Source organism: uncultured Campylobacter sp. (assembly GCF_938018035.1).
Classification (GTDB): Bacteria; Campylobacterota; Campylobacteria; order Campylobacterales; family Campylobacteraceae; genus Campylobacter_B.
In genome coordinates this window covers 1-9,516 of the sequence record NZ_CALIJF010000259.1, presented here as the reverse complement: position 1 = coordinate 9,516, position 9,516 = coordinate 1, and the positions used below count along the sequence as shown (strand labels likewise).

Genomic DNA, 9,516 nt, shown 5'->3' with positions numbered 1-9,516 from the left:
TTTAAAAAGCTTATCCAAACCTTAAACTTCAAAAAGCGAATTAAAATTTAGCTGCTCGAGCTGCGCCGCCGATCTCAATCCGGGTAGTCAAAATTTGGCCATCCGGACAAGCCAAATAAGCGGCATTTTGTAAAAATTCTACTTGTTGCAATCTCTACCAAACCCCCAAGAAAAGGGGATAAAATACAATTTTAAAAAGCTTATCCAAACCTTAAACTTCAAAAAGCGAATTAAAATTTAGCTGCACGGATTGAGTGGCATTTTATAAATCATATAGTTCTAGAATACTCCCTGCCGATTTTTCTTTCGACAAGATCAAGTCGTTTAAGGCATTCTCTGATTCCTGGCAAACGTTGCACCTTTGGAGCTATCTCTTTAAATTTAGAAAGATTAAACCCTAAAAGCTCTTTTACTCTGTCATTCTTTGCGCAAGGCTCTAAAAAATCATATTTCTTTGATAAATACTCTACTTTCTTGCCAAGCTCACTCAATGGCTTTAAAATGCTTTCTTTGCTGATATTGCGCGCTGCTAGCCCTAATACCTTGCCGACTACTAAATCATCGTTAAAGTCCTTTAATATCGGCATTTCCCTACTAGCATCGGGCACTATCTGCTCCACGATCTTGCCAAACTCTTTGCCGCGATCGTCGTTATCGAATGCTAACGTAAACTTTGCATCCGGGGCGAGCTTGCGTAGCGCTTTAATTGCATCTTTTTGCGATGCCGATATTTGTCCGTTAGTCGAGCATAGCAACGTCTCTTGTAAATTTACCCCTTTCATTTCGCAAAACGATAGCGTGTCGATCATACTCTCACTGATTATGATATTTTTAAATTCTTTCGGGCTTTTATGTGCGTTGTCGGCCTTTAAAATTTCCAGCCCCTTATTCCCGTTACAAAGCTGCTTGATGGGCTTATTGTATGGTTTTCCTTGCGGATCGTGCGTTAAAGGCTTTGAGAGATAGCTTATCGTCCCGCTTTGCTTTAAAAACTCTTTTGTGCCGGCATTCGTTTGTGCTGATGCCAGCGTATATGTCGGTACGACTGCGTTTTGGTATTTGCCGTCCTGTTTTAAGCTGCTAAATTGCGCTAAGAGTTCAGCGCTTAATTTTCTTTTGAGGACTAAAAATGAATTTTTGCCCGTCTTATCTAATTTTTTAAATTTTTCTATTATTTCATTATCGATTTTTTTAGTAGTTGCTTTCGGTATAGTATTGTTTTGTAATTCTTTTATATCTTTTATTTTGTCTTCGTCTATTAAATCTTTTACTTCCACTCCGCGATTTTTGGCGAAGTTGTAAATATTGCCCCGATCGGTGCTATCGTTTGGATTAAAATATAAATAATGGCCGTTTGATTGGCGCGATATGACTATCGTATCGCCGTAGTCGTTCGTAAGCGTTTTGTAGTTCCGGCTACTTTTGTCTCTTTTTTCAAAGTAGCCGTTATTCTTTAAAATTTCATCAAGCGCAAGCTCGACTAGATTTTCTTTCATCTTGGGCACAGATCCAAAAATGCTTTTCTTTTTTGAGCCTGCTTATGCGCCTTTTTAGCCGTAATTGAATAGTACTTTTTAAGACTTGGGGCGCATTCTGGCGGGCGCGTAGCGCTCGCAAGGCATAGCACCGCTTCGCATGCCAGCTTCTTATCGCCGGTAAATACTTCGGCGAGTTCTTTTGGGGCGGACGTCTTCGTCGCCGTATCATTTACGCTTGTCTCTTTTGCGATCGCGCCGCTTGCCGCAAAAATTGCGCCTACGATTAAACTAAAAACTAGTTTTTTCATTCTTTCCCCTTTATTTAAAATATACGAATTTTGGCAGCCCTAGCTCGTCTTTCGGGAGCTGCTTGGTTTCTGGCTCAAATATGGCGTCGTTGCGCTTGTATTCTACGACCGACTGATTAAAGCTTTCTTCGGTTAAATTTTTATTGCTGCCGCTTTCGTTTAGCTGCCTACTCGTTGCCATCGTACTGGTATAGTTGATATTCAGCTCGTATTGGTGCTGCAAATTTTCGAGAATTTTAAGCAGTATCGAGTTTGTAAGGGCTTGAGCTTGCTTTTGGTTGTTTGGCTTGCTTAGTTGCTTTGAAAGCTGCTTTAAATCGTCGTTCATTTTTGCCTTTGAGTAAGGATTGGTCTTGTCATCGCTATGAAACGTATCTTCAAAAGCTAGCAGGGCGTTTGTTTTCTCGATATTATCTCTTTCTTGCAGGAACTTCTCGGCGTTTTTTATGTTGTTGATTTGCGCTTGGTAGTTTGCTCTTTGGATAGGATCGACGGTTTTATTCATTTGCTCGGTTAGTTCGTCTATGCTTTTGCTTAAATTTGCGCCATCTCGCAATGCGTAAGTGCAGCGATTAACCTTGCTCTTGATTGAGCTTTTGGTTTTTCCTAGCGTCATTCCGAAAAATTGGCTATTATTTTCCAAAAACGAGCACGCGCTTTGCACTCTCGCTATATCGCCCATGACGTCATTCGGGATATTTTTGACGTTATCATATATGCTTTGCATTTGGCCGATCATACTCTGTGCGTCACCTAGTATATCGTATATGCTATTCATATCTACGCCAAGCTCGGCCATCTGCTTTTCAAAATTTAGCGTATCTTTGACCATTTGCTCGTATTGCTTGATCTGCTCCGCATAATCTTTTAAAGTTTGCGTATAGCCTATCACCGCCTGTGCTATTGCGGCCACGTCTATGACCGGGACACCTCCTGCGTTTGCGTTGCTAAAAAATAGCGCCGTTGCCGCACCGATAGATATTAATGTTTTCTTCATATCTCTCTTCCTTTCTGCTCGGTATTTTCTTTTTTAGTTTCCTTTTCGGCCCATTTTTCGACAGCTTGTTCTAGCGTTTTGGTGGCATTTGGATAGCTGTACCTAAATCTATCCGCATTTATCGGTTTGCCAACCTCGTCTCCGTATTTTCTTTTTGCGTCGATTTGCCCTTCTTGCAACTCTACGTAAAGCGGCGTTAATTTATCTATGCCTTTGTCCTTATTGTCTTTGATTTTTTCGTATAGCCTTGCTTCGTTATTCATGAGCTCCAGCTCGTTTTGTAGCTGCCTAAAAAGGACCTGGTTTTCTTTTTCGAATTTGGCTTGAAATTTTTCATCGTCCTTGTGCGGGATCATCACTTTTTTGTTGTTATCCTCGTTTATTTCCCACTTCCCCCTCTTGTCTTGTTTATCTTCGAGTCCTTGTATCTCTTTGGCCGCGTCTAAGTATTTCTTTGCCTTTTGCTTGTCGTGTTCATATGCGAGAGCTAAGCTAAAATTTAAGTCTATAAAGCTCTTTCTTAGGCTTAAAAAGTCATTTTCGCTTTTAGCGTAATTTTCCAAGTCGTCGCTTAGTACGTTTCTTCTTTGCTCTGGCGTTATATTATTCATTATAGGCTCCTGCCTCTGTCGTTTTCGTTTTCTTGCCCTTTAGCCTTGTTTAAAATTTTCTCTTTGGTTTGCGCTAGCGTATCGTTTACCTTCTGATAAAACTTGGGGTAGCTATCTTTAAAATTCGGCGTCTCTTTTTCGATGTCGCCCATTATCTTTTTTAACTTTTCGTATCCTTTGACGTCAAGGCCTTTTTTGGTCTCTTTTTCGTAGGTTGTTTGTAGTTTGGCGTAATTAGCCCGTTCGTTTTCCATCTCCTTAAATCCGCCTTTGACTTTTTTACGTTGTGTGTAGACTTCTTTTACTAAATCGCCCACTGTTTCTTTAAATTTGGGGCTGTCAAAAGCTAGGTCAAGCTTTTCTTGGCGCTGGCGATCTTTTGCGATACTCTCTTCTTTACCCTGTTTTAACATCATCTCAAGGCTTCTATCCATTTCCTGCAGCGCAGTTATAATGCCGTTTATTCCGTCGCTGTTCATGAGATTGTCGATTGATTTTTGAAAATTCGCTTCAAGCTTTGATTGCTGATCCTTGAGATCCTCGAGCTCTTTTTCGTGCTGCATCTCTAGCTCGTCGGCTCGTTTGTTCCAATCCTCTTGCTCGGCGCTGCTTTCTCTACCTGACTGAGGCTCGTTTTGTTGCGGGCTCTGCTCTTTTTCTTCCCCTTTTTCCTTTTTGGCGATCTGCTCCTCTTTTGCCTTGATTTGCTCTTCTATTTTTTCTTTCTCTTTTAAAATTTGTAGACTCTCCTTCAAGGACTCATTTTTTTCTACGCCGTCTAATCTATCTTTTACGAACTCTCTTTTTGCTTTCGGGCTTTTAAATTCGTCTAACTCCTGCTGCTTTTCTTTAACTCTCACATCTAGCAGCTCTTTCTCGCCCAGTATTTCTACGGCTTGCTGCGCGTCTTTGCTTAAATTTGCTGCTCCCATTACTTCGTAGGCAAATTTCTTGTTAATGTCTCGTATCGTGTATTCTTTGCCGTTATCGAAGTCTTCTCTTAGCTCCATATTCATTTCTCTTAAGGTGAGCTCTTTTATTTCGGTCACATCCCTTAGACTCATATTGGTTCTATAAATATCGTTGATTGCTTCTTGAACTTTGCTATCGTCGTCCGTTCCGTATGCAGTATAAAACTCTCTTACGCAAGCCACCGCGCTTGTCTCATTGCTTTTGAATAACCCGGTATTTGCTATGGCTTGCTGACAATCTAAAATCTTGTTTCTCGTGTCGTCCATATCTTTGTTTTGCGTTTGCGGCTCATTTTCTTCCCCTTTGCTTATATTTGAAGTCGTTAGGGTTTGTTCGTCCTCGCTTAAATATGCCCATTCGGCCATCTGCTCTTGCGTCAGCTCTTCTGCCACCTTAAATCCTTTTGATAGATTATTTTTCAGCAGTCTATCATTTGTTAGATTTAAAAAACTTTTAAAAAACGACATACAAAAAGGTTTAGATTTGCCAAAAAAATTAAAAACGCTCACAAATGCCTTTTAAATGCTCTACAATCAAAAATAAGCTTTTTCCTCTATTCTTTCCTTAATTTTTCATCTATGCGGCTTTAATAGCTCTTAAAATCGTTTTAAACGCTTGACTGATTTTAAAATTTAAAAATCCAGCTTTAATTAAAAATTTTCCCATCGCATTAATTATTAATTTTTTTGAAATTTCTTCTCTGTATATATAAATATGTTTTTAAGGAAAATTTAAGCTATCTAAAAATTTAATTAAAATTTAAAAATTCTAAAAATTTAAATTTTCAGCTACACAGACTCTATCTAAATTTATTTTTTCCCTTTTTTAAATTTGTTTTTTATATATAGGTAAGTGGCGAGGCATTTTGTAAAAACTTAAACTTTTTATTTAATTTTTAATTAGGCTATTAAATAGCCTACATTTCTTTATTTCAATATACTTTTTAGTTGCTAACCTTAAAAATTATTCGAGGCATTTTGTAAAAAATCGCTTTTCTTAACCGATTTTTTATCCATTTTAAGATTTTTAAGCTCCATAAAATCGCACTTTAAGCAAAAAAAATTTTACTTCAAAAAATTTTAACCTTAAAGATGACGCTTTTTCGCTAACTTTTAATTAAAATTTGATAAAGTTACTCGTATGAAAAATTTAGAAAAAAATAAAAATATCTACATACAGCACGGGCGTTTTTATATTGATTGCCAAAAGGACGGCGTTAGAATTCGCCGTGCTACGGGTCTTAAAAAATCGCCTCTGGCGTTTGATTTCGTTCGTAAAAATTATGATTTATTTCTCGGCTCTAAATCCGATATTGCGGAAGCTAAGCGCCGGTATCGCGAGCTCGAGGACTTGCAGACCGATAGACTCCTTAGAAAAGGGGAGAAAGGCGCCGGCGCTATTAAAAATTCTAGCGAGTTTAGCTTTGATAGCGTGATTGATCGTCTCCTTGCCGAGAAGTCGTTTTTAAAGGATAAAACCAGGCGGCTTTATACGATTATGAGCCATACAATCACGGAATTTTTAAGCTTTAACGGTATTTTTTACCTGGCCGACTTTGAGAGGCACCACAGCGTAGAATTCGTTAAATTTTGCAAGGATAAGGGCTTAAAGGATAGCTCGATTAGCGGTTATTGCTCCTTTTTTAAGATGATTTTTCGATATGCCGTAAGCAACGACATAATCTCCAAAAATCCATTTTTTATCCCTAGATTTAAGCAACACCTCGATGAATTGGAGGATGAAAAATTTCCGCCGTTTAGCCTTGATGAAATTTTAGAGCTCATTAAAAATGCCGACGACGAGTTGCGGTTATTTTTAGTCGTAGCATTCTTTACCGGCGCCCGAACCGGTGAAATTTTAGCTCTTACTTTCGGCGATCTCGACTTTGAAAATAGGCAAATCCGGATAAATAAAACGCTTTCGGACGTTGGCATTGTGGATTCGCCCAAAACTAAGTCCAGCAATCGCACGATCGATATGCTGCAAATCGTCTATAATGAGCTTATAAAGCTTGATAGCAGCGACAAAAGCCGGCGAATTTTCACACTTTCTCGTTCTGCAATGAGGTTTAAGTTTAACGATTTGCAAGCAAAACTCGGTTATAATACTCGTAGGCTTTACGATACCAGGCACTCTTTCGCTTCCGTAATGCTAAGTCGCGGCGAGGAGCCTATGTGGGTGGGTTGCAAAATGATGGGCCATAAGGATTTGAATGAGACTTATCGCTCTTATGCTAAATATTTGCCGAAAGAAGTTAAACAAAGGGCGGTTTTTTTAAATGATATTGTCATTTAAAATTTAATATTAGGCATCTTATTTTGAAAAATATGTTATAATAAGGTTAAATTTTACTAAAAATAGATTAAAATTTTACTTCTTTTAATGCGTAAAAATGCCGTTTTTTCGGCACTGCGACTTATAAAATTTAAGAGCGAAATTTTAAAAGCGCAGCGCCACTTGTAGTGCCTGCGCGACGCAAACCGCTTAGAATTTAAATGGACGCTCCGGCGCGACGCACGCCGCGTCAAATTTAAACAGACCGCGTCGCCGCAGAACGGATATTCCGCCGTGCCGAAGCGAGATAGAATTCCGTGCCGCCATAAGATGGACACGAGAAAAATTCTATGTCGCCGCGATATGGGCGTAAGATAAATTTTTATGGCAACGTAATAAAATTTCGCGCCGTCGCGAGACGGATGCCCCGCTGCGACAAAGCAATAAAATTCCGTCATCGCAAGACGCAAAATAAAATTCCATCGCCGCGCAATCTGCGGCGGTTTAAGATAGCGAGGTAAAGATGAATCCGACCGAACTCAGAAGACTGCGCACGCAAAGCGTGCTAAAGCAGCTCATCCCCGAAGCGCTCGCGAGCCTTGAGGACGAGCTTTTGCGCGGGCTGTGCGTCACCGACGTGGAGTGCAAGTGCGGGCGCTACGATGCGTTCGTCTATCTGGATAAAAACGCCTTCGACGAACGCGAGCAGGAATTCGTGCTCGAAAAGCTCGGCCGCGTGGCAAGATATTTGCAAAACTTCTGCGCCGAGGCGGAGGGCTGGTACCGCTGCCCCGCGTTTCACTTCAAATTTGACGACCGCTTGGAGTATCAAAATAAAATGGACGATCTTTTTGACAAAATAGAGGAGGAGCTGCGTAAAAATGGTTGATTTAGAGGCTTTGGCGCGCGAGTGCGGCGTGCAGCTTTACGACGTGGAGACGGTGAGCGAAAACGGCAGAACGATCTACCGCATCAGTATCACGAAAGCAGGCGGCGTGGGCCTAGACGACTGCGAGCGGCTATCGCGGCTACTTTCGCCGATTTTCGACGTGGAGCCGCCGCTTGAGGGCGAATGGACGCTGGAGGTTGGCTCGCCCGGGCTTGAGCGCAAGCTAAGCAAGCCGCAGCATTTCGCGAACTCTGTGGGCGAGCTGGTGCGCCTAAGCCGCACGGACGGGCAGAAGCTAAGCGGCGAGGTGCTAGACTGCGAAGGCGGCGTGCTTAGACTGCGCGCGGACGACGGCGAGGTAAGCGTGCGACTTGACGAGATCAAAAAGGCGCGAACCTACGTGCAGTGGTAGCGGCGCGGATTTTTAAAATTTTGCATGTAGGGCTTTGGGGTGTGGTGTTTGAGAAGCGTAGACTTAAATTTCAAGCTAAAGCGGCGAGGCCAATTTGGGGATTTGCCTTGCTTTTTGTGCGCTTTTAAGTATTGCGTCTATCGCGAGCGATGCACGGCTCGTAGCATCTTGCTTTACTTTTTAATTTGGCGCGCTATATTCGGTGCGGCTTTCAAAAAAACAGTCTTTTGCGTTGAGATTGATCGTATCTCACGAAAGCATTTCCGCGTTGCAATTGTTCGCATGCGCACCGCGGCGAAACGCCGTTTCGCTAAGCTTTTTGCGGCTTAGGTTTGCGATTGTCGGCATGCGGTACGAATGTGCGGGCTGCGGGTAGAGTGAAATTCGATAAATATTAGCCTTTCGCGCGGACGTGCCCGCAGTACCGTCTTGTTGCGTCGCATGGGCACGCGAGCATGTTAAATTTTGGATTTTTTAAAAATTTGCCGCTGTCGGTCGCTTTTGATCTCTCGCGGCGCTCGGCGCAAAATTTTAAAATTCCGGCGCCGCTTGTTTGTTTTGAAATTTCAGATCGCGCCGACAAAAGATAATTTTTACGCCACTGGGCGGCGCTTTGAAATTTCAGATCGTACCGCTAAAAAGCAAGCTTCGCGGCGATTGCTGCTGCGCAAATTTTTAATTCCCATGCCGCGCGTGCCGTTTTGGAATTTCACACCGCACCGTTAAAAGGTAAGTTTTGCGTGACGCTTGCGCGTTGCTTTAGAATTTTACGTCGCGCTCGAAAGCGGCTAAATTTAAAATTTACGCGCTCTTTTAGGCGCGGTAAAATTCCACGTTGAAATTCCGCCAGTAAATTTTTGATACAAAATTCCTGTGTCAAATTTCGCCTTAAAATTTTGCCCGCAGAATTTCAAGGGGCTAAATCCGCCCATAAAATTTACACTTTAAAACTCTGCGGGCGGAGGTTTGCGCGCCGCTCATTTGATAATTGAAATTTCGCTGAGCGGCGCGGATGTTTGCGACTATGAAGCGGAGATGCCGATTGTGGCTAGCAGCACGGGAGACGTCATGAGCCCCACGATCGTAAGGATCCACGCTAATATCGCTATTACGAGCGAGGCTTGCTTTTTGACGGCTTGATAGGTCGCAGCGATCGCGCACAAAAACGCAAGCGGAACAAAGACGATCCCTAGAAAAAATATCCCTAAAATCGCAAAGACTATGGAGAGTATCCCAAGCACGTTTGATTGGGGTTGAACGGTCGGTTGTTCAGACATTTTGATCCTTTGAAGAAAATTCGTGTAATTCTACCCCCCCCCTGAATTTGAGCTGAAATTAAGCCGTGCCTTTTGGGACTGTATATTCACGCTCGATTGCGATTTTGCCATGGCGCCTATTAAAATTTTATTTCTCAAAGCCGGCTTCTCCACGCTATCGGCAGACGCTCTTTTGCACGATAAGCGTAAAATTTTGTGCCGTCCGTGCACGAAACGGACGCCGCAAAATTTGCGATTTAGGATAAAATTCTAAAACCTGTGGTAAGATTTCGCAGTTTCGTATCTACGCGGAATTTCT

The 9,516-nt window shown here is 42.0% G+C and carries 10 protein-coding genes; 3 read left to right on the top strand and 7 right to left on the bottom strand.

The window, feature by feature from the left end; all coding sequences use genetic code 11:
* Positions 1-269: 269 nt before the first annotated feature.
* The 5 genes from Q0257_RS07740 to Q0257_RS07720 are packed head-to-tail and all read right to left on the bottom strand — an operon-like array spanning position 270 to position 4,758.
* Complete coding sequence (locus Q0257_RS07740) at positions 270-1,496, bottom strand: toprim domain-containing protein (protein WP_298023647.1); 1,227 nt, start codon at positions 1,494-1,496, stop codon at positions 270-272.
* Positions 1,493-1,786 (bottom strand): TrbM/KikA/MpfK family conjugal transfer protein, encoded by a 294-nt coding sequence (locus tag Q0257_RS07735; protein ID WP_298023644.1) that lies wholly within the window; start codon positions 1,784-1,786, stop codon positions 1,493-1,495. The genes Q0257_RS07740 and Q0257_RS07735 overlap by 4 nt, the downstream gene beginning before the upstream one ends.
* A 10-nt stretch (positions 1,787-1,796) precedes the next feature.
* Entirely contained in the window at positions 1,797-2,783 is a 987-nt protein-coding gene (locus tag Q0257_RS07730; protein WP_298023641.1) for a type IV secretion system protein, read from the bottom strand.
* The gene (locus Q0257_RS07725; RefSeq protein ID WP_298023638.1) at positions 2,780-3,394 is read right to left on the bottom strand and encodes a hypothetical protein; all 615 of its coding nucleotides are present in this window, start codon (positions 3,392-3,394) and stop codon (positions 2,780-2,782) included. Before Q0257_RS07725 ends, Q0257_RS07730 begins: the two co-directional genes overlap by 4 nt.
* Positions 3,394-4,758 carry a hypothetical protein gene (locus Q0257_RS07720; RefSeq protein ID WP_298023635.1) on the bottom strand — a complete coding sequence of 455 codons (1,365 nt, stop codon included), beginning with the start codon at positions 4,756-4,758 and terminating at the stop codon, positions 3,394-3,396. The genes Q0257_RS07725 and Q0257_RS07720 overlap by 1 nt, the downstream gene beginning before the upstream one ends.
* Positions 4,759-5,506: 748 nt before the next feature.
* Here Q0257_RS07720 and Q0257_RS07715 point away from each other — a divergent pair.
* From Q0257_RS07715 to Q0257_RS07705, 3 genes are all read left to right on the top strand, one after another.
* Positions 5,507-6,661, top strand: coding sequence for a tyrosine-type recombinase/integrase (locus Q0257_RS07715; RefSeq protein ID WP_298023633.1), 1,155 nt, complete (start codon positions 5,507-5,509; stop codon positions 6,659-6,661).
* A 502-nt stretch (positions 6,662-7,163) separates the two neighbouring features.
* Positions 7,164-7,529 carry a 30S ribosome-binding factor RbfA gene (gene rbfA / locus Q0257_RS07710; protein ID WP_298023631.1) on the top strand — a complete coding sequence of 122 codons (366 nt, stop codon included), beginning with the start codon at positions 7,164-7,166 and terminating at the stop codon, positions 7,527-7,529.
* Complete coding sequence (locus Q0257_RS07705; RefSeq protein ID WP_298023628.1) at positions 7,522-7,941, top strand: ribosome maturation factor RimP; 420 nt, start codon at positions 7,522-7,524, stop codon at positions 7,939-7,941. The genes rbfA and Q0257_RS07705 overlap by 8 nt, the downstream gene beginning before the upstream one ends.
* Before the next feature lie 709 nt (positions 7,942-8,650).
* Here the strand turns inward: Q0257_RS07705 and Q0257_RS07700 are convergent.
* A complete protein-coding gene (locus Q0257_RS07700) occupies positions 8,651-8,821 on the bottom strand; it encodes a hypothetical protein (protein WP_298023624.1) in 171 nt (56 codons plus the stop codon).
* 142 nt (positions 8,822-8,963) lie between these two features.
* A complete protein-coding gene (locus Q0257_RS07695) occupies positions 8,964-9,218 on the bottom strand; it encodes a hypothetical protein (RefSeq protein WP_069435689.1) in 255 nt (84 codons plus the stop codon).
* Positions 9,219-9,516: the final 298 nt, after the last annotated feature.